Consider the following 26,221-nt stretch of genomic DNA (forward strand, 5'->3'; position numbering starts at 1 on the left):
GTTTCGGAAGGAAGTCTCGAGGATATAGGTCGCGAAAGCTTTTTCACAATGATCTTCGAATGCAGATCGTCAGCTGTGAGGTCGCACGGGACATCCGCGAAGAGATCGCTCAGCTCGTCAATCCCGACTTGATCGCGAGATCCTGCACCTGGCCGGTCAGCTCCATCAGCCGCGGCAGCGCCTGGTCACGGAACGTCGGCATGTCCATGCGCATGGCATCGACCGTGATGCTCAATCCCCCGATCACGAGGCCCTGGGCGTCGAAGATCGGCGTTGCCAGCGTGCGCAGGCCGTAGGCGTTCTCCCCGTCGGAGACGGCGTGGCCTTTCTTCTTCACCTGATCGAGCCGGGCGAGCAGGGCATAGAGATCGGTCAGCGTCCGCTCCGACAGTTTGACGCGAGGGCGCGATTCCAGTCGCTCGATCTGCTCGTCACGCGCCAGATGTGCCAGCATGACATGACCAAGCGCGGCGCTATAGGCGGGAATGCGCGTGCCGGGCCGGCGATCCATCTTGTGGCGGTCGAGGCCGGCGCCGACGCGCGCGAGATAGACCACGTCACCGCCGTCGAGGATGCCGAGCGAAGCCGCGTCGCCGACATCGGGCACGAGATCGCGCAGCAACGGCTCGACCATCGGCCTTAGCGATCCGTGCGACAGCACGGTGTAGCCGAGGTCGAGGCAGGCAACGCCGAGGCGGAACCGGCGGCTCTGCGGCACGGCCTGGAGATAGCCGAGCTCGGTCAGGGTCTGGATCAGCCGGAACGCCGTTCCGCGATCGAGATCTGCCCGTGCGGCAATCTCACTCAGGGTGAGCTCGAAGGCTTCGCTGCTGAAGCTCTTGAGCACGGCAAAGGCCTTGCCGACGGACGCGACATGATTTTTGGGATTTTTCGGGGACGATTCCGATTTGCGCTTCGTGGCCTTCTTTTCGACCTTGGCCATGCTCGAATGCCTTGCCATGACAGCCACCGCCCTTGACGCGGCGGCAAGCTGATTTTACGACTGGTGCAAGCCAATAACAAATGTTCGCATTCCGAACAACAGATTTGACGATTGGAGGAAGTTTGTCGACACCATCACTGCACCCTCATGGCGTGTTCTCGGCCGCGCTGACTCCGCTCGACGCCCAGCTCGCCCCCGATCATGCGCGCTTCATCGCGCATTGCCGCTATCTCCTCGATGAGGGCTGCGACGGTATCGCGCTGCTCGGCACGACAGGCGAGGCGAACTCCTTCTCCGCGGCCGAGCGCATGGCGCTGCTCGAGGCGGTGGTGGCCGCCGGCATCGCGCCGCAACGACTTTTGCCGGGCACCGGCGTTGCCGCGTTCAGCGAGACCATCGCCCTGACGCGCCACGCGCTTTCAGTCGGCGTCGACACCGTCGTGATGCTGCCGCCGTTTTATTATAAGGGTGTCACGGACGACGGCGTTTACGCGTCCTATAGCGAAATCGTGCAGCGCATTGGCGATGCCAGGCTCAAGGTCGTGCTCTATCACATCCCGCAGATGTCGGCGCAGCCGATCTCGCATGCGCTAATCGAGCGGCTGCGAACGGCTTATCCGGCAACGTTCGTGGGTATCAAGGATTCCTCCGGCGACTTCGCGAACATGACCGCGATGGTCGAGCGCTTCCCCGGCTTTTCGGTCCTGGTCGGAGCCGATCCACTGCTGCTGCCGCTGCTGCGCAAGGGCGGCGCCGGCTGCATCACGGCGACCTCCAATCTGGTCGCGCGGGACCTTGCTTATGTCTACAAGCATTTTCGCGATAGCGACGACGACGCGGCGCTCAAGACGGCGCAGGCGCGCATCGTGAAAGCGCGCGAGCTGGTCTCGCGCTTCCCGCAGATGGCCTCGCTGAAGACACTGGTGGCAGAGCGCACCGGTCATGCGGGATGGCAGAGCCTGCGACCGCCGCTGGAGTGCTTGCCGCCGGAGCAGGTGAAAGAGCTGCTCGCGAATGCTGCGGCATTCGCAGTCGCTTTGTAGGCGGCGCGACGACGAGGCGATCCGATGTCAGACTCCTTCCAGGACGCGCTCTCCGGGCTTGCCGCGATCGTCGGCGACAAGCACGTCATTGCGTCCGGAGCTGACCAGGAAGCCTACGTCGTAGACTGGCGCGGGCGTTATCACGGCCGCGCGGTCGCGGTGGTGAAGCCCGGCTCCACCGCCGAGGTCGCCGCCGTCGTCAAATTCTGTGCGGCAAGGCAGCTCGCGATCGTGCCGCAGGGAGGCAACACCGGCATGTGCGGGGCGGCGACGCCGGACGATCGGGCCGGCAATGTGGTGATCCGGCTCGACCGGATGCGCGCCGTCCGCGACGTCAGCCCACTCGCGAACACGATCACAGTGGAAGCCGGCTGCATCCTCGCTGAGGTGCAGAACGCGGCGCGCGACGTCGATCGCTATTTTCCCTTGAGCTTGGGTGCCGAAGGCTCCTGCCAGATCGGCGGCAACATCTCGACGAATGCCGGCGGCACGGCGGTGCTGCGTTACGGTCCGACGCGCGATCTCGTGCTCGGGCTGGAGGTCGTGCTGCCCGACGGGCGCATCTTCAACGGCCTGCGCGCACTGCGCAAGGACAATACCGGCTACGCGCTCAAGCAGCTGTTCATCGGGGCAGAGGGCACGCTCGGCATCATCACCGCGGCGGTGTTGAAGCTGTTCGCGCCGCCGCGCAGCTCGGCGCTGGCGCTGCTGAAACTGCAGGGCGTCGAGCAGGCGCTCGAGATCATGCAGCACCTGCGCGGCGCGGTCGGCGACCGGCTCGGCAGCCTCGAGATCATGTCGCGCGCGCAGATCGAGGCGATCGCAGAGTCCGTGCCACATGTCACGATCCCCTTCGAGCTGACGACGCCGTGGTATCTGATCGTCGAACTGACCGACACGCTCGCCGGCGTCGACCTCGACGAGCCGCTCGCCACGGTGCTGGCGGAGGCGATGGACGCCGGCCTTGCCGAGGACGTGATCCTGGCCGTCAACCTCGCGCAGGCGAAGGCGATCTGGGCTGTCCGGCACAGCGTGTCCGAAGGCAACAAGCGTAGCGGCTATGTCGTCTCGCACGACAGTGTCGTTCCGCTGGAGCGTCAGGCCGCTTTCGTCACCAATGTCGAGGCCCGGATCAACGCCGCGGTACCGCACGCGCGGATCGTGATGCACGGCCATATCGGCGACGGCAACATCCACGTGATCGCCCTGATCGACCGCGCGCGTTGCCAGGACCAGGCGGCGACGGCTGCGCTGGTGGCTGAAATCAACGAGATCGTCGACGACGAGACCGCAGCGCAGGGCGGTGCGATCAGTGCCGAGCACGGCATCGGCGTCACCAATCGCGGCCGGCTCGCCCGTATCGCCGATCCCCTCGACATCGAGCTGATGCGCGATATCAAGAGATTGCTCGATCCGAAGGGCCTGATGAATCCCGGCAAGATCTTTGGTGCGGGAGCGGCATGACCATGACGAGCGTCCGCCTGCTTGCCGACGATCTCACCGGTGCGCTCGACACCGCGGCAGAGTTCGTCGGCCTGTGCGGACCGTTCGACGTCCTCTGGTCGGATCCGTTTACGCTGCTGGAGTCCGGAAGCCTGGCGATCGATAGCGGCACCCGTGAGCGCTCGAAAACCGAGAGCGTAGAAATCGTTGGGCGACTGGCGCCCCACCTTCAGGGCGGGACGATCGCCTACAAGAAGGTCGATAGCCTCCTTCGGGGCGCGTGGGCGGCTGAGCTTGGCGCCTGTCTGCGCAGCGGCCATTGGACCTCCTGCGTGGTCGCGCCGGCGTTCGATTATCAGGGACGCCGCACCGTCGGTGGCCAGCAATTCGCCCGCACCGTGCATGGCGATTGGCACAGGGTCGGCGACAATTTGCTGGATCAATTGCGGCAGGACGGCATCGAGGCACGCCAGGGGACGCCCGACACGCTCGCGCAAGGCGGCGTTCAGGTGTTCGATGCCGAGAGCGACCTCGACCTCGATCGCGTCGTCGAGATGGCGCGGCGCATGCCGGGGCCCGTGTTGTGGTGTGGGAGCGGCGGCTTGGCCGGTGCGCTTGCCCGCGGTCAAGGCGCCGCTGCGTCCTCGCAACTGAAGCGGCCGGTGCTGGGGCTGTTTGGCTCCGACCAGGCTGCCACCGCATCCCAGCTGGCTGCATGTGGTCACGCCACCATCGCGCTGGCCGAGGGGGAGGGCAACGCGGGCGTTCGGCGCAAGCTGGCCGACGAGGGCGTGGCGCTGGTGAAATTCGCCCTCGCCGACGGCTTGATGCGGGCCGAGGCGGCGCGGCGGATCGCGCACGAGATGACGGGGCTGATCGCGGCACTCGAACCGCCGGGCACGCTGGTTGTTGCCGGTGGGGAAACCCTGAAGGCCGCATGCGTTGCCCTTGGCGCGCATGCGCTCGAGGTGACAGGACGTATCGTGCCGGGGTTGCCGCGCTCGATCTTGCAAGGCGGCCGCTGGGCCGGCGTCGATGTCATCTCGAAGTCCGGTGCATTCGGCCCCAGCGAGCTGTGGCGCGACCTGCTTCGGGATAATCATTTGCTAAGCAAGGGGAGTCCGACATGACCTCTCGTCATCTAGCCATCACCATGGGCGATCCCGCCGGGATCGGGCCGGAGATCATCGTCAAGGCCTGCGTCGGGCTGAAGGACCGGATCGCGAAAGGCGATCTGCGGATGCTGATCATCGGCAGCGGCGCGGCGCTCGATGGCGCGAAAGCCGCACTTGGTGCCGGCATTGCGATTCCCGAAGTGCGCGCCGAGGATCGCGACTGGCCAAACCTCTGCTTCCTCCAGGCCGACATCGAGGGCGATCCGATCAAGCCGGGCGTGCTCAGCGCTGATGGCGGCCGCTTTGCCTACAAGGCGATCGAGCAGGGTGTGCGGCTGACGCAGGCGGGCCGGACCGCGGCGATCGTCACGGCGCCGCTCAACAAGGAAGCGCTCAACAGGGCCGGCTATCACTTCCCGGGTCATACCGAGATGCTGGCGCATCTCACCGGCGTGCGCGGCTCGGTGATGCTGCTCGCCCATGGCAACATGCGCGTCAGCCATGTCTCGACCCATGTGGCGCTCGAGGACGTGCCGAAGCGTCTGACGCCGGAGCGGCTGCGCATGGTCATCGACCTCACCAACGATGCCCTGCTGCGGCTCGGCATTGCCAAGCCGAAGATCGCGGTTGCCGCGCTCAATCCACACGCCGGCGAGGGCGGCTTGTTCGGCCGGCAGGACATCGACGTGTCCGCGCCGACGATTGCAAAAGCCGTCGCCGACGGTCTCGACGTCGTCGGCCCCGTGCCCGGCGATACCATCTTCGTCAAGCTGCGCGCCGGCCAGTACGATGCGGCGGTCGCGATGTATCACGACCAGGGGCACATTCCGGTCAAGCTGCTCGGCTTCCAGGTCGATCCCGCGACCGGCCGCTGGCAGGAACTGTCCGGCGTCAACATCACGCTGGGCCTGCCGATCATCCGCACCTCCGTCGACCACGGCACCGCCTTCGACATCGCCGGCAAGGGCATCGCCAACGAACACAGCCTGATCGAAGCCATCGACTATGCCGAGCGGCTCGCCGCTGGCGTTTCTGCATCCAAATCATGAGTTCGAACGCACGATGACCAACGCCTTCACGCCCATTGAAATCCAGCGTCCCACCATCCTCGAGTTCGGCAACGGCACGATCGGCGCGGCAGCGCGCTTCGCCGAGCGGATCGGTGCCAGGCGGCCGCTGGTGATCTCCGATCCGTTCAACGCACGCCGCGTCGACATGCTGGCGCTGCCGGGTGCGGTGAAGGTGTTCGGTGAGGTCAAGCCCGAGCCCGACCTGCCCAATCTCGAGAAGGCGGTGGCGATGGCGAAGGACGTCAAGCCTGATCTCGTGGTCGGCTTTGGCGGCGGCAGCGCGATGGATCTCGCCAAGCTGGTCGCGGTGATGTGCACGAGCGACGTGCCCTTTGCCGATATCGTCGGGCCGGAGAAGGTGGCCGGCCGCAGCGTCGCGCTGATGCAGATTCCGACGACGTCGGGCACCGGCAGCGAGGCCGGCACCCGCGCGCTCGTGACCGATCCCGTCAGCCAGAACAAGCAGGCGGTGCAGAGCCGCTTCATGCTGGCCGATATCGCCATCGTCGATCCGGATCTGACGATGACCGTGCCGAAAGAGGTCACCGCGGCAACCGGGGTCGACGCGCTGGCGCATTGCGTCGAGGCCTATACCAGCCGCAAGGCGCATCCGACGATCGACCTCTACGCGCTCGACGGCGCGCGGCTGGTCGGCCGCTATCTCGAGCGCGCGGTGGCCGATGGCGGCGACCGCGAGGCTCGTGCGGGCCTGGCGCTCGCCTCGCTCTATGGTGGCTATTGCCTGGGACCGGTGAACACGACCGCCGGCCACGCCGTGGCGTATCCGCTCGGCACCCGTCACCACGTGGCGCATGGCCTCGCCTGCGCGGTGATCTTCCCGCATACGCTGGCCTTCAACATGCCGGCGGTGGAAGCGAAGACGATCGCGGTGCTCCAGGCGCTCGGACTGCCGGAGAAGGGCGATCCAAAGCTCGCATTCGACGCCACCTACGGGTTCTGCAAGAATCTCGGCATCGAGATGCGGCTGTCCGCGCTCGGCGTGCCCCGGGACGATCTCGGCGTGATGGCCGACGAGGCGCACGCCATTCGCCGCCTGCTCGACAACAATCCGCGCGACCTCGGCCGGGATGAGATCCTGAACATGTACGAGGTCGCGTTCTAACAGTCTTCGCCGCTCGCGCGCGGCAGCCAATCAACAACACGAAAAACAGAGGAAACGTCTATGAGATCGATCTGGCTTGTCCTTGCCTCAGCCTTGGTGCTGGCGGCCTCACCCGCAAAGGCGCAGGACGGCTATCCGTCCAAGCAGGTGACGGTGGTCGTTCCCTTCGCCGCCGGCGGCACCGCGGATATCTTCGCGCGGATGGTCTCCAACCATTTGCAGGCGAAGTTCGGCAAGCCCTTCGTGGTCGAGAATGTCGGCGGTGCCGGCTCGATCCTCGGCGTGACGCGGGTGGCGAAATCGGCGCCGGATGGCATCACGCTCGGCCTTGCGAGCACGTCCGCGCTTGCGATCAACCCGTCGCTCTACGGGCCGAAGCTCAGCTACCAGCCGGACAAGGACCTGGTGCCGGTCGCCCAGATCAGCGTCGTGCCCAACGTTCTCGTCGTCAATCCCAACAAGATCAAGGCGCGTACCGTGCCGGAGCTGATTGCCTATCTGAAGGCGAATCCGGACAAGGTCTCGTTCGGCTCGGCCGGTGTCGGCACCTCGCAGCATCTTGCCAGCGAGCTGTTCCAGCAGATGACCGGCACCAAGATGGTGCACGTGCCCTACAAGGGCTCCAGCCAGATGCTGACGGACCTGCTCAGCGGCCAGATCGATCTCGCCTTCGACAACGTTCCGCTGCTGCTGCCGCAGGTGAAGACCGGCCAACTCGCGCTGCTCGCGACGGCAACGCCGAAGCGCGCCGCCTTCGATCCCGAAGCTCCGGCCGTTGCCGAATTCCTGCCCCGCTTCGAGGCGGTGGCCTGGCACGGTTTCATTGTGCCCGCGGGCACGCCCAAGCCGATCGTCGAAAAGCTCTCGGCCGAGATCCGCGCCTTCATGCAGCAACCGGAGACTGTGCAGAAGATGGCCGAGCTCGGTGCCACCGCTGTCGCCGTGGATTCCGAACCGTTCGCGGCCTACATCAACGCTGAGACGGCGCGCTGGAAGAAGGTGATCGAGGCCGCCAACATCAAGCTGGAGTAGGGCGGTACGCGATGAGAGAAGCCGGCCGCCGCATGCCCGAGAACGGCGGCCGCTTGTTCAACGCCGGTCGCCGGTCTAAGTTCGCCTCAGCCAACGGGTGCGGGGCTGATGGGGACTGTTCGTTTTCTGCTGGCGGCGATCGTCGTTGGATTTCATTGCCAATTTGGCGTCATTCACCAGACGATCGGAGGTTTGGCCGCTGTAGAAGTCTTCTACATCATCAGCGGCTTTTACATGGCCGCCGCCTATGAGCGGCACTATCCCGGACGGCCTGCTGCATTCTTCGCCAGCCGCTTCGCGAGGCTTTATCCGTTCTACCTCGCTGTCCTTGCAGCTACGTTCGCGCTACATCTGTGGAATCCGGCGAACGAGAGCGGCATCTTCAATTCCCTCAGAACGGATGAGCGGCCCTATGTGATCAACCTGTCGCTGCTGGGTCTCGATCTCTATTCGGCCATGCACAGCACCACGTATCTCCTGGTTCCGCAGGCCTGGTCGATCAGTGCGGAGATCGTCTTCTACGCGCTGCTGCCTGCCTTGCTTCTCCTGAATAGAAAATGGCTCGCCGGGTTGGTGGTCGCTGCCTTCGCGATCAAGATGACCATTCTGCACGTCTACGAATGGAAATGGGCTTACTTCCCGTTTTACAGCCAGATCGGCTATTTCGGCACCGGCGTTGTGCTCTTCTCGTTGCGAGATCGCCTGACATGGTCGACGCGTGCGGGCTACTGGCTCGCGGCCCTGTACTGCCTCTATCTCCTCGGCGACGTCTATGCCGACGTCGACTATCACGGGGGCATCGTTCAGGGCGTACCGCTGGTTATCGCAACCTGCATCGTGATTCCGACGCTTTTCTCAAGAATCAACGGATCGCTGTCGACCGCGTTGGGCGACGCCTCCTATGGCGTCTATCTCTCGCATTTTCTCTTCATCCAGATCGCGATCAATCTGCAGTTCTTTGATCCGATCACGCTGACCAATCCGCACATTGTGAGCCATTGGCGAATTCTGTTTCAAACCCTGGGCATCCTGCTCGCATCCACGGTCGTTGCGCTCGCCTTCGAGTTCACGCTGCAGCGATGGATCGATCGGGCGCGCCGGTCGCTGTTCTACAACCGCAGAGGGCCGCAGGATTCCTTCGGGAAGAGTTGAGACGGTCGGTCTTGTCGGTGCGAACGCAGCGAGAACAAGCCGACGATGTTCACAGAGGGGCTGGACCGCGAAGGTCAGCGCGGCTATATGAGCGGCCTGCGAGCCGCTGATTTGCGAAACTGTCAGCCGCGCTCGCAGAACTTCCGAAGAAAGCTTAGTGATTTCAATCGCTTCGGTGGGGAATGGTGTAACGGTAGCACAACAGACTCTGACTCTGTTTGTCTTGGTTCGAATCCAGGTTCCCCAGCCAGTTCCAGGCACGCCCAAAGGTCAAGATCTCGAGGCCCCTCGGTGACGGTGACCGTCCACGGGCCGCGCCGCCGGTCGCGACCGTTTGCCTCATCTGAAATCGCATTTCCCCGGTCGGATCGCCGTTCTCTGCATCGTCCTTGGGTCACACAACTCAAGGAGATCCCTGATGCCCTATGTCGATGGTTTCGTTCTGGCTGTGCCGAAGGACAAGATCGAGGCCTACAAGACGCTGTCGACGACCGCCTGCGCGCTCTGGATGGAGCACGGCGCGCTCGATTATGTCGAATGCGTCGCTGACGATGTCCCCTATGGCGAACTCACCTCGTTTCCGCGCGCGGTGATGGCGAAGGAGGATGAGGCCGTGGTGTTCGCCTGGATCGTCTATCGCGACCGGGAGACCCGCGATGCCGTCAACAAGAAGGTGATGGAGGACCCGCGGCTGAAGATGGAGGGCATGCCGTTCGACGGCAAGCGCATGATCTATGGCGGCTTCACGACATTGCTCAGGGCGAGCGACGTCGTCAGCTGAGAGGCGGGGGAGAAAGCCTATCTCGGAGGTGCGCGGTCGACTTCGGCCTGCAACAGCGGGCAGCCGGCGAGCCGCGCCTCCATCACCGAATACACGCTGCTGATCGACACGGCTGCTGCACGTCACCGTCACCATGCACAATGACCAGCGGCTCGACGGCGACGCGCAGATGGCGCGGCAGTAACGGGGACTTGCGTTACTTGATCTTGTCGTAGGCGGCCGCGAAATCGCCCAGCGGCATCGGGATCGCGATCGTCTCCTTGGCCATGTTCTGGAAGGAGACCTTGAGCTGCTTGCCCGACCGCAAGGCGGCAAGCAGGTCCGGCGCGATCGGCGCCGAGGCGTAGCAGCCGCGGTTCTCGCAGGTCTGGATCTGCAAATCGACCGTCTTGCCCTCGTCGACCTGGAGCTTGGCGCCGATGGGAAGGTTGAGGCCGAGCGGCAATTGCAGCAGCGCCACCGGCGTGCGGGTGTCGGGCGCGATGCGGATGTTGATCAAAACGATGGTCTGGCCGGTCTTGGTCAGCACCGCGTTCTGCTCCATCGCGCATTCGAGCGGCGCGTCGCGGCTGACGCTGGTGCAACGCACGATCCAGCCGGGCTGTTGTGCCGGCGCGCCGTCAGCCTGTGGCTGCGTCGGAGCCGGCGCGGGCTGTGCCGCCGGAGCGGGGGCGTTCTTCTTGGCCTGTTGGGCATACGCGGCGCCCAAGGGCAACAGGACAGCTGCGGCGAGGGCGACAAGTCTGGATTGCATGAGCATGGCGAAACCGCGTTGGCGTGAACCGGGGGCCTCGCTGTAGCGTCGCCGGAAGCGCCGTGCAAGCCGCTACTCGGCGGCTTCCTTAACGGTGCCGTGCTCGACCGTCTCGCCGCCTTCGCCGTCACCCGAACGGCCCCAGCCCGAGAACCAGTTGTTGAGCTCGTCGAGATAGAGATAGACCACCGGCGTGGTGAACAGCGTCAGCGCCTGGCTGACGATCAGGCCGCCGACCATGGCGTAGCCGAGCGGCTGGCGGATCTCGGCGCCGGTGCCGTGGCCGAGCATCAGCGGCACGCCGCCGAGCAGCGCGGCCATCGTCGTCATCATGATCGGGCGGAAGCGGAGCAGGGCGGCCTGGCGGATCGATTCCGCCGGCGTCTTGTGCTCGTCGCGTTCGGCGGCGATGGCGAAGTCGACCATCATGATGCCGTTCTTCTTCACGATGCCGATCAGGAGAATGATTCCGATCAAGGCAATGAGGCTGAAGTCGAATCCGGCCGCCATCAGGATCAGAAGCGCGCCGACGCCTGCCGAGGGCAGGGTCGACAGAATCGTGATCGGATGGATGTAGCTCTCGTAGAGGATGCCGAGGATCAGGTAGACCACGACGAGCGCGGCAAGGATCAGCAGCGGCACGGTGCCGAGCGATTGCTGGAACGCCTGCGCGGTGCCCTGGAAGCTCGAGTTCAGCGTCGGCGGCGCGCCGAGATCTGCCATCGCCTTCTGCACGGCTTCCGTCGCCTGACCGAGCGCGACGCCCTGGCCGAGATTGAAGCTGATGGTGATCGCCGGGAACTGGCCCTGGTGGCTGATCGAGAGCGGGCGGACCGGATCGGTGGTCCAGGTCGCGAACGTCGATAGCGGCACCTGGTCGCCCGTCAGCGGCGACTTCAGATAGAGCTTGTTCAGGCTGTCGAGATTGCCCTGCATCTCCGGCAGGATCTCCAGGATCACCTTGTAGGTGTTGAGCTGGGTGAAATACTGCGTGATCTGCCGTTGTCCGAAGGCGTCATACAGCGTGTCGTCGATCAGCTGCGGCTGGATGCCGTAGCGCGCGGCGGTGTCGCGGTTGATCTTGAGCTGGACCGTGGTGCCCTGGGTCTGCTGGTCGGTCGCGACGTCGCGCAGCTCCGGCAGCGTCTGCATCTTGGCGAGGATTTTGGGCGCCCATTCGTTGAGCTCGTCCAGATTGGCGTCCTGCAGCGTGAATTCGAACTGCGTACGCGTCGGCCGTCCGCCGAGGCGCACGTCCTGGGCTGCCTGCATGTAGACGCGGGCGCCCTCGACCTTGTCGAACTGGGGACGCAGTCGCGCGATGATCTGCTGAGCCGAGGCATCGCGCTTGTCGCGAGCCTTCAGCGTGATGAATATGTTGCCGTTGTTGCCGGCGCGGCCGCTGCCGCCGATCGACATGGCGACGCTGGCAACATCGGGATCGGCGAGGATGATCTTGCCGAGCTGTTCCTGACGCCGGGTCATCTCCTTGAACGAAATGTCCTGCGAGGCTTCCGAAGTCGCCGTGATCAGGCCGACATCCTGCTGCGGGAAGAAACCCTTCGGGATCAGGACGAACAAATAGATCGACAGGCCGAGCGTGGCGAAGAAGATCGCCAGCGTGGTGCGCCGCCAGGCGAGGGCATGGTCGAGAACGTATTCGTAGCCGCGCAGCATCGCGTCGAAGGCGCGCTCGCTCCATTGATAGAACCGGCCGTGGCGCACCTCGCCATGGGCGCGCAGGAAGCGCGAGGCCATCATCGGCGTCAGGGTCAGCGACACGAACATCGAGACGAAGATGGTCATCGCCAGCACGACGGCGAATTCGCGGAACAGGCGCCCGATGATGCCGCCCATCAAGAGCAGCGGAATCAGCACTGCGACCAGCGAGATGCTGATCGACACGATGGTGAAACCGATTTCCTTCGAGCCGCGGAAGGCCGCCGCCATCGGCGATTCGCCTTCCTCGATGTAGCGCGTGATGTTCTCGAGCATCACGATGGCATCGTCGACGACGAATCCGACCGCGATGGTGAGTGCCATCAGCGATAGATTGTCGAGGGAATAGCCGACGACCCACATCAGCGCGCAGGCGCCGAGCAGCGCCAGCGGAACCGTGATGGCCGGAATGACGGTGGCCCAGAAGCTGCGCAGGAAGATGAAGATGACCATGACCACGAGGGCGATGGTCAGCAGCAGCGTGAACTGGACGTCCTCGACGGCGGCGCGGATGGTCGTTGTGCGGTCGCTGATGAGCTCGATCTTGATGGCGGGTGGGATCGCGGCCACGAGGCGAGGCAGGGTGGCCTTGATCCGATCGACGGTCTCGATGACGTTGGCGCCCGGCTGCTTGAATATCACCAGGAACACGCCACGCTTGCCGTTGGCCCAGGCCGCCTGCTTGGCGTCTTCAGCGGCGCTGACCGCCTGGCCGATGTCGCGGATTCGCAATGGAGCGCCGTTGCGATAGGCGATGATGACGTCGTTCCAGTCCTTCGCGTGCGTGAGCTGGTCGTTGGCGTAGATCGTGTAGGCGCGCTTCTCGCCGTCGATATTGCCCTTCGGGCTATCGACCGTGGTGATCGCGATCTGGCTGCGTACGTCCTCCATCGACAGGCCCTTGGCGACCAGCTTCGCCGGATCGACCTGGACGCGGATCGAGGGTTTCTGCTGGCCGCCGATGAAGACCTGGGCGACGCCGGAGAGCTGGCTGATCTGCTGGGCGAGCTGGGCGTCGACCGCGTCGCTGACGCTGGTCAGAGGCAACGTCTCCGATGTCGCAGACAGCAGCAGGATCGGCGCATCCGCCGGGTTGACCTTGCGGTACGTCGGCGGCGACGGCAGGTTCTTCGGCAGCTGGCCGCTGGCGGCGTTGATGGCGCCCTGCACGTCATTGGCGGCGCCGTCGATGCTGCGGTTGAGATCGAACTGGATGGTGATCGACGCCGTGCCGAGATAGCTCGTCGAGGTCATCTGGGCGATGCCGGGAATCTGGGCGAACTGGCGCTCCAGCGGTTGCGCCACCGACGAAGCCATCGTCTCGGGGCTACCGCCCGGCAAATTGGCGGTGATCTGGATGGTCGGGAAGTCGACCTGCGGCAGCGGTGCGACCGGGAGCAGGGGATAGGCGACGAGACCGACGAAGAGGATGCCGGCCATCAGCAGCGAGGTGCCGATGGGATAACGGATGAAAGGTGCCGAAATCCCGCCCTCGGTCATTCCTGTCGTACCTTGTTCTGGGCCGGGTTCGAACTCGCCACCGTCGTCGAGACGAGGCTTCCGGGCTGCACCTTGAACTGGCCGCCGGTGATCACCTGCTGACCGGCGCTCAGCCCTTCTTCGATGACCGAATGTCCGTCGATGGCGTAGCTGACCTTGACCTTGTGCACCTCGGCCTTGTTGTCCTGATTGACGGTATAGGCGTAGAGGCCGTTGGTCGAATGCTGGACCGCGTCATCCGGAACCACGGTCGCATCCTTCAGCGTCCGCACCAGAAGCCGCGTCGAGACCGACTGGCCCGGCCACAGCGTGTGGTCCTTGTTGTCGAACACCGCCTTGAGCCGGATCGTTCCGCTGCTGGTGTCGACCTGGTTGTTGATGACCGCAAGCTTGCCCTCGGCCAGCGTCTTCTTGCCGTCGGTGGTGAAGGCGATCACCTTGAGCGCGCCGCTCTTCTGGCCTTCGGTGATATAGGGCAGCTGGTCTTCCGGCGCGGTGAAGATCACGGAGATCGGCTCGACCTGCGAGATCGTGACGATGCCCGTCTGCGTCGAGGCGTTGACGATGTTGCCGATGTCGACTTGGCGCAGGCCGGCGACGCCGGTGATCGGCGCCTTGACCTGGGTGTAGTCGAGCTGGGTCTGGGCGTTGGCGATCGCGGCTTCGTCGGCGGCGATCTGGGCGGTGAGCTGGGCGACGGTCGAGCGCTGGGTGTCGACCCGCTGGGCGGTGGCGAATTCGCCGAGCTTCATGGCGCGCTGAAGCTCGAGATTGGCGTTGGCCAGACTAGCCTCGTCCTGCGCCTTCTTGGCCTTGGCCTGGTCGAGCGTGGCTTGATAGGGACGGGGATCGATCGAGACCAGAAGCTCGCCCTGCTGGACGATCTGGCCTTCGCGGAAGGCGAGCTTGTCGATCTGGCCATCCACGCGGGTGCGGACTTGCACGGTGTTGAACCCCTGAACCGTGCCGAGACCGGTCAGATAGACCGGGAAATCGACCTTCTGAACCGGGGCAACGCTGACGGGGACGGCGGGCGGGCGGGGCGGACCCTTCTGGGCGGTCTGGGTTTTTCCAGCCTGGGAGGCGCCGAATTTCTGCCAACCATAGTAACCCGCGGAGGCCACGGCCGCGATGATCAGAATCCAGAGGATCGGCCGGGACTTTTTCATATCGTCTCGTGTCGGCTCTTGTGCCCTCAGCTACGAATTATGGGGCAATCGTAGGGTTCCATAAGCGTTTGTATAATACACGCCAAGTTCCAGTGTAAACAGCACTATCAGTTGAGAATCCTAAACAATTGGAAAGCTTTGCACCGTCTGGGCAGTGGTCTGGCACGGCGGCGTGCAGTGCTGCATTTTCCCGGCAGACGCGATCGGCGGGCAAACCTCAAGCAGCACTCCCAGACGGTGTGCTCGGGCCGAATGGTGCGGGCCGAGCCGCCAGTCGGTATCGGTAACAAGAATGGTTCTAAGTCGGGCGGAAGCCGTTTTGGTTGTCAGGAATTTCGGCATCGTCCATATCGGCGCCGCCACAAAGGGAGCGCAGGATGGACGAGCTGAACGGCAAGCTGATCGCGTGTCAGATTCTGATCACGGGATTGATCGCGCGTGTCGCCAATGAGCAGCGCGATCCCTTGCGCTTCCTCACCGACTTCCGGGACGAGATCAAAGCCGTCGTGAACGGAGTCAACATCGTCGGCATGGAGAGCACCGATCGCGTGCGCGCCGTCGCGCTGAAAACCGTCGACGAATTGTTTTCGCTGATGAAGCCACCGAGCCGCGATTGATGCTGTGAGCGAAACCGCCGATTGCACAGCATGCGGCGCTGTTTCTTAGAACGAGTCCAATCTCAGTTTAGAACGATTTCAAACTCTAGTTTAGAATCGTTTTGATCTGGATTGATTCAAGGGTTCTTGCGAGCCGCTCGCATTGACCCGCTATTTTGCGGCCGATACCAACACGCATCGTTCGTCGAAGTGAATGAGCGAACAGGAAGATGGGGCGTTTGGTAATGGGGCAGGTGGTCGCACCGAAATCGTTGCGTTCGGTCGCAGCATTCGATCCGGTGGATGAAAAGTTCGCGAGCGTTTCCGGCAAGAAGGCGTCGGCAGTTGCGAGTTTGATCGCGGTGGCGTCGGTGTCGAGCGGCGCGCAGGCGCAGCAGTCGAACCTGCCGCCGGTGACGGTCGATGCTCCCGTCGAACGTCCGCGTCCAACCGCATCGAAGCCCTCGCCGGAGCAGGTCCGCGCCCGCAACGCGATTCGTCGGGCCGCGCAGCGCGAGCAGGCGGCACAGCAGACGGCGCCGACCACGCCGTCAGGCGCTCCCGACGGCAATCCCTATGCGGATCCGGCCGCGCCCTACAAGGTCGACCACGTCCAGGCCAGCGGCAAGTTTCCCGAGAAGATGCTGAACACGCCCAAGTCGATCACGGTGCTCAGCAAGGAAGTGCTCGAGGACAAGAACGCGACGACGCTGAAGGAGATCGGGCGCTCGACCGCGGGCGTGACGCTGGGCTCGGGCGAGGGCGGCAACGCGTTCGGCGACCGTTTCTTCATCCGCGGCTTCGATGCGCGCAACGACGTGTTCATCGACGGCATCCGCGATCCCGCCGTGTCCATCCGCGAGAACTTCTTCACCGAGCAGATCGAGATTCTGCGCGGTCCCGCATCCTCCTATGCCGGCCGCGGCACCGCCGGCGGCGCCATCAACATCGTCACCAAGCAGGCGGGCGATCGCAATTTCCAGCGCATGGATACCGAGTTCGGGACCGACTACACAAAGCGCGTCACGCTCGACGTCAACCAGGTCATCGATCCCACCTTCTCGGTACGCACGGGCGGCCTGTTCCAGGACGCCAACGTCGCCGGCCGCAATTATGTGACCGACAATCGCTGGGGCTCCTTCATCTCGACCAAGTACACCCCGACGAACGACATCAAGATCACCACGAACTACGTCCACACCGACCTCAGCGGTCTGCCGGATTTCGGCGTGCCCTATTACAGGCAGGGCAATGTGCCGGTGACCTCGGCCGGCATTCCGCGCGGCAACTGGTACGGCTTCCTCAATCGCGACTTCCAGACGGCGCGGCAGGATTTCGGCACCGGCACGATCGAGTACAAGGTCAACGAGGCCATCACGCTGACCAGCAAGGTGCGCGGCGAGCATTCGGTGCTCAACTATATCGGCACGCTGCCGCAGAACCCGATTACGACCAGCCCCAATCCGATGCTCTGGACCACGACGGCGAGCGCGCAGAGCCGCTATCAGAACGTGGACGTGTGGACCAATCAGAACGAGGCGACGTTCAAGCTCGACACCGGCGGGGTCAAGCACACCGCGGTGTTCGGCGTCGAATATTCGAACGAGAACATCTCGATCGACCGCTACGCCGGCCTCGCCTCGGAACTGGCGGGAAGCCCCTTCACGAGCACCGGTGCGGTCACGGGGGTCAATCTCTACTCCCCGCAATACACCAACATTCCCTTCGGCATTCCGGGGCTCGTCGGAAATCCGACGCGCTATGGCGTCAACACCAGCAGCGTGTACGTCATGGACACCGCGAACTGGCAGGACACGATCATCGTCAACGGCGGTATCCGCTACGACGGCTACAGCCAGAGCGCGTCGACGAACTCGGCCTACCTCAAGCAGAACAACGATCTCGTCAATTACAACGTTGGCGCGGTCTACAAGCCGATGTCGATCGGCAGCGTCTACGCAGCCTACGCGACCTCGGCCAATCCGTTCGGCTCGGAGCTTGACGCGACCGGCACCGACTACGGCGGCGTTCCCGCCAACTCGACCATCCTGCTCGGACCCGAGCGCAACAAGGCGATCGAGGTCGGTACCAAATGGGAGCTTGCCGATCGCCATCTGCTGGTGACCGGCGCGCTGTTCCAGACCACCAAGGACAACGCGCGCGAAACCGTCAACGGCCTGCTTACCTCGGGCGCCGCCTACAGGATCCAAGGCATCGACATCGAAGCCGAGGGTAAGATCACGGATCGCTGGAGCATCTTCGGCGGCCTGGTGTTGATGCAGTCCAAGGTCACGCAGAGCGGCGTTGCCTCGAACATCGGCCTGCAGCTTGCCAATATCGCCCACCAGTCGTTCAGCATGCTGACCAAATACAAGTTCGACGACGGCTGGGAGCTTGGCGGACAGGCGGTGTATCGCTCGAAGGTCTATGGCGGCACGTTCGCGGCCAACACCAACGAGCTGCCGAGCTATTGGCGCTTCGATGCGTTCGTCGAGAAGAAGATCGACAAGAACTGGACGATGAAGTTCTACGCCCAGAACCTGACCAACAAGCTGTATTACGACTCGTTCTATCGTAGCGCCGTGCCGTTCGTCGCAGTCGCGCCGGGCCGGGCGTTCTACCTCGTGACGACGGCGAAGTTCTGATCATGTTGACGTGCCTGCCTGGCGTTCTCAGCAAGGATGATGTGGCGGATTTCCGCCGCATCATGGACGCCAGCGCATGGGAGGACGGCCGGTCCACCGCCGGCGCGCAGTCGGCCATGGTCAAGCGCAACGAGCAATTGCCACCGGACAGCGAAGTCGCGCGAAAACTCGGCAACCGCATCATCTCGGCGCTGACGTCGAACCCGCGCTTCATCGCGGCGGCAATTCCGCTCCAGATCTTCCCGCCGCTGTTCAACCGCTATGCGGCGGATAGCGGCCACCATTTCGGCCTGCATGTCGACAATGCGATCCGCGGCGACCGTCTGACTGGCCTTCGCATCCGCACGGACCTGTCGGTGACGCTGTTTCTCGCCGAGCCGGAAGAGTACGACGGTGGCGAACTTGTGATCGAGGACAGTTACGGCTCGCACGAAGTCAAGTTGCCAGCCGGCGACTGCGTGCTCTATCCCTCGACCAGCCTCCACCTCGTCACGCCGGTGACCAGGGGAACACGGGTTGCGTCTTTCTTCTGGCTGCAGAGCATGATACGGGACGATCAAGCCCGGAGCATGATCTTCGACCTCGATACCGCGATTCAGGCGCTGGTGGACCGGCTCGGGCGTGACGATCCCGAAACGGTCAAATTGACGGGTATCTATCACAACCTCATTCGCTACTGGGCCGAAGTATGAAGACCATGACCTCTAGAGCAAGCCTTGCCGCAGCCTTGATGCTTGCGGCCGCCTGGCTCGCATCCCCCGTTTCGGCCCAGACACAACCCCCCTCGGCACCGGCGCAGTCGACGGCTCAGCCGGTCCCGGTCGCTCCGGCGGCGCCCGCGGCCACCACGCCTGCGGTCCCGGCGCCTTCGGCTTCGACGGCAGCCACCCCGGTTGCTCCGACGGTGCCCTCCGCGGCCGCCGTTTCGACCACCGCCAAGCCTGATGCCAAGTCCGATGCGGCGGCTGGCATCGCGCCGGCGATGAAGGAATTGTCACCCTGGGTGATGTTCATGTCGGCGGACGTCATCGTGAAGGCGGTGATGATCGGGCTCGCCTTCGCATCGCTGATGACCTGGACCGTCTTCATCGCCAAGTCGATCGAGCTGTCGGTCGCATCCTCCAAGCTTCGTTCGGCGCTGAAGAAGGTTGCGGAGACGCGCTCCCTCGCCGAAGCGCAGATGGCGCTCGGAGCCAAGGAGGGCATCCTGCCGTCGTTCCTGGCGGCGGCGCTGCGCGAGGCGCGGATGTCGGCCGGCCTGTCCAGCGACGCCGGCATCAAGGAGCGCGCAGCCTCCAGCTTTTCCGAGATCGTGCGCGCCGAGGCGCGGCGGATCCGCATCGGCATGGGCGTGCTCGCGACCATCGGCTCGACCTCGCCCTTCGTCGGCCTGTTTGGCACGGTCTGGGGCATCATGAACAGCTTCATCGGCATCTCGAAGTCGCAGACCACGAACCTCGCGGTCGTCGCGCCCGGCATCGCCGAGGCGCTGCTCGCCACTGCGATCGGCCTCGTCGCCGCGATCCCGGCGGTCATCATCTACAACCACTTCTCACGCGTGACGAAGGGCTATCTCGAGCTCGTCAGCCGCGCCTCGGGTGCCGCGGGGCGGCTGCTCTCGCGCGATCTCGACCGCAGCCACGGCAGCGTGCATTCGCGCGCAGCGGAGTGAGCCATGGGCGTTTCGCTCGCAGACAACGATGACGACGACGATTTCTCGGAAACGCATGACATCAACGTCACGCCGTTCATCGACGTCATCCTGGTGCTGCTGATCATCTTCATGGTCGCAGCTCCGCTCTCCACGGTCGACCTGCCGATCGATCTGCCGACGTCGAGCGCGACGCCGCAGAAGAAACCGGACAAGCCGACCTATCTCAGCATCAAGCCCGATCTGACGCTCGCCCTCGGGGAGAATCCGGTCCACCGGGCCGAGCTGATCGGGACGCTCGACGGACTGTCCGACATGAGCAAGGACAAGTACGTCTTCCTGCGTGCCGACAAGTCGGTGCCGTACGGGGAGTTGATGGGCGTCATGGAGCTCCTGCGTTCGGGCGGCTATACGCGGGTGAAGCTGGTGGCGCTGGAAGGCGCGCCGGGAGCGCCTGCGGCAGGCGCCGCTCAGCCTTAGAGGCCCGCTATGTCGGACGAACACAGACCATCCCGGAAGCTCTGGATCCTGGCGGCGGTGGCCGCGCTCGTGCTCCATTTGGGTGGCGCTGCGCTCGCGCTGGCTCATTTGCGCGCTGACGACGACGGCGACGGCCTGGGTGCGAACGGTGCGGAGTTCGCCGTGGAGATGGCATCGCCCAAGGCGCCCGAAACCGATCTGCCGCCCGGGCCCGACAGCGAAGCGATGCAGGAGCAGCAGGCGCTTCCCGAGCAAAAGGCCGAGACCAAGGAGACGGAGCTTCCAAAGGACCAGTCGCAGCAGGTCGAGGATCCCGACCGCGTCGTGACCGAGAACAACGCGAAGAAGCCGACCGAAGACGATCCGAAAATTCAGGCGGTCGAAACGCCGGCCGCCGAAGCCTCGCCGAAATCGGTTGCGACGGCACGGCAGACGCTCGAGGAGGACGCGCGCGAGGCCGAGAAGGCGCTGGCGCCCGTCATCGGCATCGGCAAGGACATCCTGAAGCTGACCGCCGACTGGAACCGCAAGATCAGCGCGCATTTGTCGCTGCACAAGATCAATCCGGAAGGCAAGCAGCCCAATAACCAGAAGGTCAAGGTGAGCTTCGCGATCAACCGGAAGGGCAACGTGCTGTCGGTGGATGTGGTGGAGTCATCCGGGGATTCAGCCTACGACGCGGCCGCGGTCTCGATCGTCCGCAAGTCGGATCCGATCCCGCAGCCGCCTGCCGGGCTGACCGAGGACCGGTTCGAGCGGACCGTCGATATCATCTTCACGCCGGCCGACGCGAAAAAGAAGAAGACCGCTCAGCGCCAGTAGAGCCGGATGCCGACATAGACGACGACCAGGCAGGCGAAGATCAGCGCCACCGGGAGCGGCCGTTTCTGGGTTCCAGCTGTCGCACCAGCCCCGAAAAAGCTGGTCGTCTTTGGCTTCGGCGCCGGACGGCGGAAAGCGGTAACATTGTCCGCCGCTGCTTCAGGCGGGCGAGGGCGGACGTCGGGTGCGGCTCCCGCGCCGCCCATCTCGGCATAATAGGCCTTGTAGATCGCACCGATGGTCGCCTCGGTGGCCTCGCCCTCGCTCATCTGCGCCAGCAGGTTCTGGTAGCTCGCCAGAAACTCCTGGGCCTCCGGCGGGAGCGCGGACGCCCCATTGAGCTTGGCCATCATCTTCCAGGTGGCAAAATCGGCGCGGGCGCGGGTGTCCGCGCGTCGCGCGATCAGCATATCGGCAGCTTTGACCAAGTCGGCCTCTGGCCCTTCGGCTTAAAGTTCGGGTGGCTGTTCAACTACGCATTGCCGGTCAGGAGGAGAACAGCCTGAATCACATAACCGGTCAACGTTCGCAGTATTGCTGAAATAACATCAAGATTTAGACCGAACTGGGAACCTGCAAGGGGCAGCAGGATCAACAGGCCGATCAGGATCAGCATCCCGAACGGCTCGAGCCGGGCCAGCGGCATGGCGAGCGGGCGGGGCAACAGCCCGACCGCGACGCGCCCGCCATCGAGCGGCGGGATCGGCATCATGTTGAAGACCGCGAGGATGGCGTTGATGATGAGCGCATTCTTGAGGTTGTCGGCGACCCATTTCGCCGAGCTTGCGGGGACAAGGGGCAGGGCGTGGAAGGCGAGGGCCACTGCAAGCGCCAGCAGGATGTTGGTGACAGGCCCGGCCAATGCCACCCAGACCATGTCCAGTTTGGGGTTGTTCAGCTTGCGGAAGTTGACCGGTACCGGCTTGGCGTAGCCGAACAGGAACGGCGAGTGCGCGAACAGCAGCATCGCCGGCAGGATCACGGTGCCGAACGGGTCAATGTGGCGCAGCGGGTTGAAGCTGACGCGGCCGAGCTGCGAGGCCGTGTCGTCCCCGAGCCGGTCCGCGACGAAAGCGTGCGCAGCCTCGTGGAAGGTGATGGCGAGCACGAGGGGAAGCACCCATACCGACAGATCATAAAGGGAAGTGTTCACGGCTCGTCCGTCCCGGTTTGCCTGCGGCCTTGCGGCCGTCCCGGCCAACCGGCGGTACAGCAACGCTTCGGCTCAACATAGGAGGGGCGGTCCCGAAATGCCACGCTGCAAAGGGGGCGCCGGCAGCACGCCGCCGTGCCATCGTGCAATTAGGCCGGAATCGTCCCCGGATATTGCACCAGGCCGTCGTCGAGCTTCAGCCAGGCGGGCTTTTCCGAGACCCAGATGTGCTCGGTCGGCGCGAAGGCATTGCGATCGTCGAAAACGGAGAGGGACACGCCCGCGAGCGTGCCGTTACGGCGCCAGGCGAACAGGCGCGTGCCGCAGCGCTTGCAGAACACGCGGTCGATCGCCTCGGACGACGCATAGCGCTCCGTCTCGCCTTCGACGCTCAGCGCGCGCTGGTCGAACTGCGCGCGGGCGAAGAAGGGCGAGCCCATCGCCTTCTGACAGAGGCGGCAATGGCAGACGCGAACGTTGAGCGGCTCGCCTTCCGCCTTGAACCGCACCGCGCCGCACAGGCATCCACCTTCCCGGATCATGCTGTCCTCAATAGGTTGCGCGTCCGCCCGAGATGTCGAACACCGCGCCGGTCGAGAACGCGCAGTCCTCGGATGCGAGCCAGGCCACCATCGCGGCGAGCTCTTCGACCAGCACGAAGCGCCCCTTCGGGATCTTCGACAGCATGAAGTCGATGTGCTGCTGCGTCATCTGGTCGAAGATCGCGGTCTTGGCCGCGGCCGGCGTCACCGCATTGACGAGGATGTCATGCGCGGCGAGCTCCTTGCCGAGCGACTTCGTCAGCGCGATCAGGCCGGCCTTGGACGCCGAATAGTGCGAGGCGTTCGGGTTGCCTTCCTTGCCGGCGATCGAGGCGATGTTCACGATCCGCCCGTATTTCTGCTTGAGCATCGCGGGCACGATGGCCTTGCAGACGATGAAGGGACCATCGAGGTTGATGCGTAGGACCTTCCGCCATTCCTCGAGGTCGGTCTCCCAGACCGGCTTGTTCACGCCGGCGATGCCGGCATTGTTGACGAGGATGTCGATCTTGCCGAATGCGGCGAGCGTCGCATCGCGCGCCTGCTCGACGGCCGCGGTGTCGGTGACGTCGACCTTGAAGACGCGGACGTTGTCGCCGATCTCCTTCGCCGTCTTCTCAGCGAGCGCGGCGTCGAAATCCCAGATCGCGACCTTGGCGCCGGAGGCGGCAAGGCGCTCGGTGATGGCGCGGCCAAAGCCCTGCGCGCCACCGGTGACGATGGCGACGCGGCCGTCGAGATCGATCTTGTTCATGCCGGGTGCCCCTGGGGTCAGAGCATGTAGCCGCCGTCGACGACGAGGTCGACGCCGGTGGTGAAGGCGCTCTCGTCGCTGCCGAGATAGACCGCCATGTTGGCAATCTCCTCGGCGGTGCCGAGCCGGCCCATCTTCTGGCGGGAGATGAACATCTCCTTGCCTTGCGGTCCCTGTGCGGCGGCGCGGTCGAGCATCGACGGCGTCTCGACGGTGCCGGGGCAGATCGAGTTGCAGCGGATGCCCTTGGTGATGAAGTCGAGCGCGACCGCACGCGACAGCAGCGACACTGCCGCCTTCGACGAGCTGTAGACGTAGCGGTTCGCCGGCGGCCGCAGCGCTGCGCAGGAGGAGATGTTGACGATGCTGCCCCCGCCGCCCGCGATCATGTCGGGCAGGAACGCCCTGATGGTCCGGTGCATCGACTTGACGTTGAGGTCGAACGAGAAATCAAAATCCTCTTCCGAGCACTCCAGGATGGTGCCGTGGTGCACGAAGCCGGCCGCGTTGAGCAGGATGTCGATCTTGCCGATACGCTTGGCAAAGGCGTTGACGTCGGCGGTGTTGCGCACGTCGAGCTTTGCGACCTCGGCAATGCCTTCCTTGGTCAGATCAGCGATACCGGTCTCGTTGATGTCGGTGGCGATGACGGTTGCGCCTTCACGCGCAAATGCGATGGCGCAAGCGCGCCCGATGCCTGCTGCCGCAGCCGTGACGACGGCGCGTTTGCCCTTGAGGCGGTCTGCCATGTTGTTTTCTCCTTTGAATTGGTGCCGTCATTCCGGGGCGCGGCGAAGGCGCGAGCTACGATGCGCAATTGCGCATCTGAGAATCCATAACCACGATCGGGAGTATGGATTCCGGGCCTGCGCCTTGCGGCGCATCCCGGAATGACAATCTTGGTTAGTGATTATCCCGCGCCACGCCAAACGTGCCGGCGACGTTCTGATAGCGCGTGGCGAGCTCCATGCAGGCGCCGGTCGATTGCTGGCCGACGGTGTTGCGATAGATCTCCTGCCACGGCGTCTGGTTTTCGGGATGCTTGAAGCCGCCATTGGCCTTGAGCTCGGCGTGACGCTTCTTCAGCTCCTCGTCCGAGATCAGGATGTTGGCGCTGCCCTTGTTGAGGTCGACCCGGACCTTGTCGCCAGTCTTGAGGATCGCAAGCCCGCCATTGGCGGCAGCTTCCGGCGAAGCGTTCAGGATCGAGGGCGAGCCCGAGGTGCCGGACTGGCGGCCGTCGCCGATGCAGGGCAGGGACAGGATGCCGCGTTTGATCAGCGCTGCCGGCGGCTGCATGTTCACGACCTCGGCTCCACCAGGGTAGCCGATCGGTCCGGTGCCGCGGATGAACAGCACGCAGCGCTCGTCGATGTCGAGCGAGGCATCGTCGATCCGCTCGTGATAGTCCTCCGGACCCTCGAACACGATGGCGCGGCCCTCGAATGCGTTGGGATCTTTCGGATTGCTGAGATAGCGGTCGCGGAATTCCTTGGAGATCACCGAGGTCTTCATGATCGCGGAATCGAACAGATTGCCCTTCAGCACCAGGAAGCCGGCGTCCTTCACCAGCGGCTTGTCGTAAGCCCAGATCACGTCGTTGTCGGGGACAGGCGCGTCCTTGCAGTTCTCGCCGATGCCGCGGCCGTTGACGGTGACGGCATCCTCATGGATGCGCTTGTGCTTCATCAACTCGCGCACCACCGCAGGCACGCCGCCGGCGCGGTGGAATTCCTCGCCGAGATAGAAGCCGGCCGGCTGCATGTTGACCAGCAGCGGCACGTCGTGCCCGACCTTCTGCCAGTCCTCGATGGTGAGCTCGACGCCGATGTGGCGGGCCAGCGCGTTGATGTGGATCGGCGCGTTGGTCGAGCCGCCGATCGCCGAATTGATCACGATGCAGTTCTCGAACGCCTTGCGGGTCAGGATGTCCGAGGGCTTGAGATCTTCCCAGACCATCTCGACGGCGCGCTTGCCGGTCTCGTAGGCGATCTGGCCGCGCTCGCGATAGGGCGCGGGGATCGCCGCGCAGCCCGGCAGCGAGAAGCCGAGCGCTTCGGCAAGACCGTTCATGGTCGAGGCGGTGCCCATGGTGTTGCAATGGCCGACCGAGGGCGCCGACGAAGCCACGATCTCCATGAACTCTTCATAGTCGATCTCGCCCGCGGCGAGCCGCTCGCGTGACTTCCAGACGATGGTGCCGGAGCCGGTGCGCTCGCCGGCATGCCAGCCGTTCAGCATCGGGCCGCCCGACAGCACGATCGCGGGCAGATTGACGGTCGCCGCCGCCATCATGCAGGCCGGCGTGGTCTTGTCGCAGCCGGTGGTGAGCACGACGCCGTCGAGCGGATAGCCGTAGAGGATCTCGACCAGGCCGAGATAGGCGAGGTTGCGGTCGAGCGCGGCGGTCGGGCGCTTGCCGGTCTCCTGGATCGGATGGGTCGGGAATTCCATCGCAATGCCGCCGGCCTCGCGGATGCCCTCGCGGACGCGATGGGCAAGCTCGATATGGTGGCGGTTGCAGGGAGAGAGGTCGTTGCCGGTCTGGGCGATGCCGATGATCGGCTTGCCGGACTGCAGCTCCGCACGGGTGAGGCCGTAATTGAGGTAGCGCTCCATGTAGAGCGCCGTCATGCCCGGATTATGCGGGTTGTTGAACCATTCCTGCGAGCGAAGGTGGCGGCGGGAGCCGTTGCCGGCGGGCGCATGCCCATTGGTTGGCTTTTTTGTCATT

At 64.4% G+C, this 26,221-nt stretch carries 24 protein-coding genes and 1 tRNA gene; 15 read left to right on the forward strand and 10 right to left on the reverse strand.

Translation table 11 applies throughout. The features are described 5' to 3' along the window. Nucleotides 1–109 precede the first annotated feature (109 nt). Nucleotides 110–961: an IclR family transcriptional regulator gene (locus XI04_RS07125; RefSeq protein ID WP_271611543.1), complete on the reverse strand. Its 852-nt coding sequence runs from the start codon at nucleotides 959–961 to the stop codon at nucleotides 110–112. A gap of 104 nt (nucleotides 962–1,065) precedes the next feature. Here XI04_RS07125 and XI04_RS07130 point away from each other — a divergent pair, with 104 nt between their 5' ends. The 9 genes from XI04_RS07130 to XI04_RS07170 all read left to right on the forward strand — a co-directional run bounded on the left by XI04_RS07130 (nucleotide 1,066) and on the right by XI04_RS07170 (nucleotide 9,702). Then, complete coding sequence (locus XI04_RS07130; RefSeq protein WP_271593414.1) at nucleotides 1,066–1,986, forward strand: dihydrodipicolinate synthase family protein; 921 nt, start codon at nucleotides 1,066–1,068, stop codon at nucleotides 1,984–1,986. A 24-nt stretch (nucleotides 1,987–2,010) separates the two neighbouring features. Further along, nucleotides 2,011–3,450, forward strand: coding sequence for an FAD-binding oxidoreductase (locus XI04_RS07135; protein ID WP_271608240.1), 1,440 nt, complete (start codon nucleotides 2,011–2,013; stop codon nucleotides 3,448–3,450). A gap of 2 nt (nucleotides 3,451–3,452) precedes the next feature. After that, the gene (locus tag XI04_RS07140) at nucleotides 3,453–4,559 is read left to right on the forward strand and encodes a four-carbon acid sugar kinase family protein (RefSeq protein WP_095425954.1); all 1,107 of its coding nucleotides are present in this window, start codon (nucleotides 3,453–3,455) and stop codon (nucleotides 4,557–4,559) included. After that, nucleotides 4,556–5,593, forward strand: coding sequence for a 4-hydroxythreonine-4-phosphate dehydrogenase PdxA (pdxA, locus tag XI04_RS07145; protein ID WP_038946376.1), 1,038 nt, complete (start codon nucleotides 4,556–4,558; stop codon nucleotides 5,591–5,593). The genes XI04_RS07140 and pdxA overlap by 4 nt, the downstream gene beginning before the upstream one ends. Before the next feature lie 13 nt (nucleotides 5,594–5,606). Further along, complete coding sequence (locus tag XI04_RS07150; protein ID WP_271608239.1) at nucleotides 5,607–6,737, forward strand: iron-containing alcohol dehydrogenase; 1,131 nt, start codon at nucleotides 5,607–5,609, stop codon at nucleotides 6,735–6,737. Between the two features lie 60 nt (nucleotides 6,738–6,797). Continuing rightward, complete coding sequence (locus XI04_RS07155) at nucleotides 6,798–7,769, forward strand: Bug family tripartite tricarboxylate transporter substrate binding protein (RefSeq protein WP_271608238.1); 972 nt, start codon at nucleotides 6,798–6,800, stop codon at nucleotides 7,767–7,769. 108 nt (nucleotides 7,770–7,877) lie between these two features. Next, nucleotides 7,878–8,921, forward strand: coding sequence for an acyltransferase family protein (locus XI04_RS07160; protein ID WP_271608237.1), 1,044 nt, complete (start codon nucleotides 7,878–7,880; stop codon nucleotides 8,919–8,921). Nucleotides 8,922–9,097: 176 nt separating this feature from the next. Further along, nucleotides 9,098–9,171: transfer RNA gene (locus tag XI04_RS07165), tRNA-Gln, on the forward strand. Nucleotides 9,172–9,339: 168 nt separating this feature from the next. Beyond that, entirely contained in the window at nucleotides 9,340–9,702 is a 363-nt protein-coding gene (locus XI04_RS07170; protein WP_271608213.1) for a DUF1428 domain-containing protein, read from the forward strand. 196 nt (nucleotides 9,703–9,898) lie between these two features. On the opposite strand, the gene XI04_RS07175 is transcribed toward XI04_RS07170, so the two are convergent. From XI04_RS07175 to XI04_RS07185, 3 genes are all read right to left on the reverse strand, one after another. Beyond that, nucleotides 9,899–10,462 carry an invasion associated locus B family protein gene (locus tag XI04_RS07175; protein ID WP_028145177.1) on the reverse strand — a complete coding sequence of 188 codons (564 nt, stop codon included), beginning with the start codon at nucleotides 10,460–10,462 and terminating at the stop codon, nucleotides 9,899–9,901. 66 nt (nucleotides 10,463–10,528) lie between these two features. Further along, nucleotides 10,529–13,675, reverse strand: coding sequence for a multidrug efflux RND transporter permease subunit (locus XI04_RS07180; RefSeq protein WP_028145176.1), 3,147 nt, complete (start codon nucleotides 13,673–13,675; stop codon nucleotides 10,529–10,531). Beyond that, nucleotides 13,672–14,844, reverse strand: coding sequence for an efflux RND transporter periplasmic adaptor subunit (locus tag XI04_RS07185; protein ID WP_028145175.1), 1,173 nt, complete (start codon nucleotides 14,842–14,844; stop codon nucleotides 13,672–13,674). The genes XI04_RS07180 and XI04_RS07185 overlap by 4 nt, the downstream gene beginning before the upstream one ends. Before the next feature lie 377 nt (nucleotides 14,845–15,221). Between XI04_RS07185 and XI04_RS07190 the strand changes: the two genes are divergently transcribed. From XI04_RS07190 to XI04_RS07215, 6 genes are all read left to right on the forward strand, one after another. Then, nucleotides 15,222–15,461: a hypothetical protein gene (locus XI04_RS07190; protein ID WP_271608212.1), complete on the forward strand. Its 240-nt coding sequence runs from the start codon at nucleotides 15,222–15,224 to the stop codon at nucleotides 15,459–15,461. 224 nt (nucleotides 15,462–15,685) lie between these two features. Then, nucleotides 15,686–18,085: a TonB-dependent receptor gene (locus tag XI04_RS07195; protein WP_271608296.1), complete on the forward strand. Its 2,400-nt coding sequence runs from the start codon at nucleotides 15,686–15,688 to the stop codon at nucleotides 18,083–18,085. A 2-nt stretch (nucleotides 18,086–18,087) separates the two neighbouring features. Continuing rightward, nucleotides 18,088–18,777, forward strand: coding sequence for a Fe2+-dependent dioxygenase (locus XI04_RS07200; RefSeq protein ID WP_271608211.1), 690 nt, complete (start codon nucleotides 18,088–18,090; stop codon nucleotides 18,775–18,777). Next, nucleotides 18,774–19,757: a tonB-system energizer ExbB gene (gene exbB, locus XI04_RS07205; protein WP_271608210.1), complete on the forward strand. Its 984-nt coding sequence runs from the start codon at nucleotides 18,774–18,776 to the stop codon at nucleotides 19,755–19,757. The genes XI04_RS07200 and exbB overlap by 4 nt, the downstream gene beginning before the upstream one ends. Before the next feature lie 3 nt (nucleotides 19,758–19,760). Next, nucleotides 19,761–20,216, forward strand: coding sequence for a TonB system transport protein ExbD (gene exbD, locus XI04_RS07210; protein ID WP_038970925.1), 456 nt, complete (start codon nucleotides 19,761–19,763; stop codon nucleotides 20,214–20,216). A 9-nt stretch (nucleotides 20,217–20,225) separates the two neighbouring features. Continuing rightward, complete coding sequence (locus tag XI04_RS07215) at nucleotides 20,226–21,038, forward strand: energy transducer TonB family protein (protein WP_028145170.1); 813 nt, start codon at nucleotides 20,226–20,228, stop codon at nucleotides 21,036–21,038. Here XI04_RS07215 and XI04_RS07220 read toward each other — a convergent pair. The 6 genes from XI04_RS07220 to XI04_RS07245 form a co-directional block, all read right to left on the reverse strand. Then, nucleotides 21,026–21,448: a hypothetical protein gene (locus XI04_RS07220; RefSeq protein WP_028145169.1), complete on the reverse strand. Its 423-nt coding sequence runs from the start codon at nucleotides 21,446–21,448 to the stop codon at nucleotides 21,026–21,028. The two genes, XI04_RS07215 and XI04_RS07220, sit on opposite strands and share 13 nt — an antisense overlap. A gap of 62 nt (nucleotides 21,449–21,510) precedes the next feature. Next, nucleotides 21,511–22,191 (reverse strand): site-2 protease family protein, encoded by a 681-nt coding sequence (locus tag XI04_RS07225; protein WP_038946406.1) that lies wholly within the window; start codon nucleotides 22,189–22,191, stop codon nucleotides 21,511–21,513. A 149-nt stretch (nucleotides 22,192–22,340) separates the two neighbouring features. Then, nucleotides 22,341–22,733 (reverse strand): GFA family protein, encoded by a 393-nt coding sequence (locus XI04_RS07230; RefSeq protein WP_028145167.1) that lies wholly within the window; start codon nucleotides 22,731–22,733, stop codon nucleotides 22,341–22,343. Between the two features lie 7 nt (nucleotides 22,734–22,740). Continuing rightward, nucleotides 22,741–23,487, reverse strand: a complete 747-nt coding sequence (locus XI04_RS07235) for an SDR family NAD(P)-dependent oxidoreductase (protein WP_028145166.1) — start codon at nucleotides 23,485–23,487, stop codon at nucleotides 22,741–22,743. Nucleotides 23,488–23,504: 17 nt separating this feature from the next. After that, nucleotides 23,505–24,236, reverse strand: a complete 732-nt coding sequence (locus XI04_RS07240; protein WP_038946408.1) for an SDR family oxidoreductase — start codon at nucleotides 24,234–24,236, stop codon at nucleotides 23,505–23,507. Nucleotides 24,237–24,390: 154 nt separating this feature from the next. Continuing rightward, nucleotides 24,391–26,220 carry an IlvD/Edd family dehydratase gene (locus XI04_RS07245; RefSeq protein WP_095425905.1) on the reverse strand — a complete coding sequence of 610 codons (1,830 nt, stop codon included), beginning with the start codon at nucleotides 26,218–26,220 and terminating at the stop codon, nucleotides 24,391–24,393. Nucleotide 26,221: the final 1 nt, after the last annotated feature.

Origin of the sequence: Bradyrhizobium sp. CCBAU 11430, assembly GCF_028128855.1 — a bacterium.
GTDB classification, from domain to species: domain Bacteria; phylum Pseudomonadota; class Alphaproteobacteria; order Rhizobiales; family Xanthobacteraceae; genus Bradyrhizobium; species Bradyrhizobium ottawaense.

What these genes read in the sequence shown, in the direction of transcription:
- XI04_RS07125 (WP_271611543.1), bottom strand. Translation starts at nt 961, where the DNA reads ATGGCAAGGCATTCGAGCATGGCCAAGGTCGAAAAGAAGGCCACGAAG.
- XI04_RS07135 (WP_271608240.1), top strand. Translation starts at nt 2,011, where the DNA reads ATGTCAGACTCCTTCCAGGACGCGCTCTCCGGGCTTGCCGCGATCGTC.
- XI04_RS07140 (WP_095425954.1), top strand. Translation starts at nt 3,453, where the DNA reads ATGACGAGCGTCCGCCTGCTTGCCGACGATCTCACCGGTGCGCTCGAC.
- pdxA (WP_038946376.1), top strand. Translation starts at nt 4,556, where the DNA reads ATGACCTCTCGTCATCTAGCCATCACCATGGGCGATCCCGCCGGGATC.
- XI04_RS07150 (WP_271608239.1), top strand. Translation starts at nt 5,607, where the DNA reads ATGACCAACGCCTTCACGCCCATTGAAATCCAGCGTCCCACCATCCTC.
- XI04_RS07155 (WP_271608238.1), top strand. Translation starts at nt 6,798, where the DNA reads ATGAGATCGATCTGGCTTGTCCTTGCCTCAGCCTTGGTGCTGGCGGCC.
- XI04_RS07160 (WP_271608237.1), top strand. Translation starts at nt 7,878, where the DNA reads ATGGGGACTGTTCGTTTTCTGCTGGCGGCGATCGTCGTTGGATTTCAT.
- XI04_RS07170 (WP_271608213.1), top strand. Translation starts at nt 9,340, where the DNA reads ATGCCCTATGTCGATGGTTTCGTTCTGGCTGTGCCGAAGGACAAGATC.
- XI04_RS07175 (WP_028145177.1), bottom strand. Translation starts at nt 10,462, where the DNA reads ATGCTCATGCAATCCAGACTTGTCGCCCTCGCCGCAGCTGTCCTGTTG.
- XI04_RS07180 (WP_028145176.1), bottom strand. Translation starts at nt 13,675, where the DNA reads ATGACCGAGGGCGGGATTTCGGCACCTTTCATCCGTTATCCCATCGGC.
- XI04_RS07185 (WP_028145175.1), bottom strand. Translation starts at nt 14,844, where the DNA reads ATGAAAAAGTCCCGGCCGATCCTCTGGATTCTGATCATCGCGGCCGTG.
- XI04_RS07190 (WP_271608212.1), top strand. Translation starts at nt 15,222, where the DNA reads ATGGACGAGCTGAACGGCAAGCTGATCGCGTGTCAGATTCTGATCACG.
- XI04_RS07195 (WP_271608296.1), top strand. Translation starts at nt 15,686, where the DNA reads ATGGGGCAGGTGGTCGCACCGAAATCGTTGCGTTCGGTCGCAGCATTC.
- XI04_RS07200 (WP_271608211.1), top strand. Translation starts at nt 18,088, where the DNA reads ATGTTGACGTGCCTGCCTGGCGTTCTCAGCAAGGATGATGTGGCGGAT.
- exbB (WP_271608210.1), top strand. Translation starts at nt 18,774, where the DNA reads ATGAAGACCATGACCTCTAGAGCAAGCCTTGCCGCAGCCTTGATGCTT.
- exbD (WP_038970925.1), top strand. Translation starts at nt 19,761, where the DNA reads ATGGGCGTTTCGCTCGCAGACAACGATGACGACGACGATTTCTCGGAA.
- XI04_RS07215 (WP_028145170.1), top strand. Translation starts at nt 20,226, where the DNA reads ATGTCGGACGAACACAGACCATCCCGGAAGCTCTGGATCCTGGCGGCG.
- XI04_RS07220 (WP_028145169.1), bottom strand. Translation starts at nt 21,448, where the DNA reads ATGCTGATCGCGCGACGCGCGGACACCCGCGCCCGCGCCGATTTTGCC.
- XI04_RS07230 (WP_028145167.1), bottom strand. Translation starts at nt 22,733, where the DNA reads ATGATCCGGGAAGGTGGATGCCTGTGCGGCGCGGTGCGGTTCAAGGCG.
- XI04_RS07235 (WP_028145166.1), bottom strand. Translation starts at nt 23,487, where the DNA reads ATGAACAAGATCGATCTCGACGGCCGCGTCGCCATCGTCACCGGTGGC.
- XI04_RS07240 (WP_038946408.1), bottom strand. Translation starts at nt 24,236, where the DNA reads ATGGCAGACCGCCTCAAGGGCAAACGCGCCGTCGTCACGGCTGCGGCA.
- XI04_RS07245 (WP_095425905.1), bottom strand. Translation starts at nt 26,220, where the DNA reads ATGACAAAAAAGCCAACCAATGGGCATGCGCCCGCCGGCAACGGCTCC.